Raw genomic sequence first — 717 nt, 5'->3', positions numbered from 1 at the left:
GTGGGCTACTTCTTCTCTCCTAAAGCGAAGTTACGTCTAACATTCAGAGAGTTGAAAGTGCAATTGGATGCTATTCCTAAAATTGTGCTTATCGGGACATCCAGCTTTCTTATGTACGCTTATGGATCTACGATGGTAGCTCTGCACAACGCATTATTCGCACAATACGGCAGCCCGCTTTTGATCGGCGCTTACGCCATTTTAGGTTATATTGTGACGGTCTATTATCTCGTGGCGGAAGGCATTGCCAATGGTATGCAGCCTTTGGTGAGCTACAACCATGGCGCACGAAATCAAGATAACATTCGTAAGTTGCTACAAATTGCTATGGGGTCATCGGTTTTAGGTGGTGTTGTGTTCGTGGTATTGATGAACATTTTCCCGTACCAGCTCGTATCCGTCTTTAATGATGCGGATCAGCAGCTTATCGAAAGTGCTGTGGTGGGAATTCGTCTCCACATGTTCGCACTGTTTCTGGATGGTTTCTTAGTGGTAGCAGGGGCTTACTATCAATCGGTCAACAAAGGCAGTAAGGCGATGTTTGTGACGGTGGGCAATATGCTTATCCAACTGCCGTTCTTGTTCATCATGCCAAAACTGTTGGGTGTGACAGGCATTTGGATTGCATTCCCGCTATCCAACATTGCGTTAAGTCTGGTTGTGATGAGTATGCTTTGGCGTGATATCCAAAAGTTGATGGTGGATAGCCCAGTAGAA

At 45.6% G+C, this 717-nt stretch carries 1 pseudogene; it reads left to right on the top strand.

Going from position 1 to position 717, the window contains the following annotated elements:
• Positions 1-717, top strand: a pseudogene (vmrA, locus tag R8N47_RS25120) (sodium-coupled multidrug efflux MATE transporter VmrA); the annotation flags it as partial.

Source organism: Vibrio sp. 2132-1 (assembly GCF_033344315.1).
Note: the sequence above shows the minus strand (reverse complement) of the source record. Positions and strands in the feature narration are given on the sequence as shown.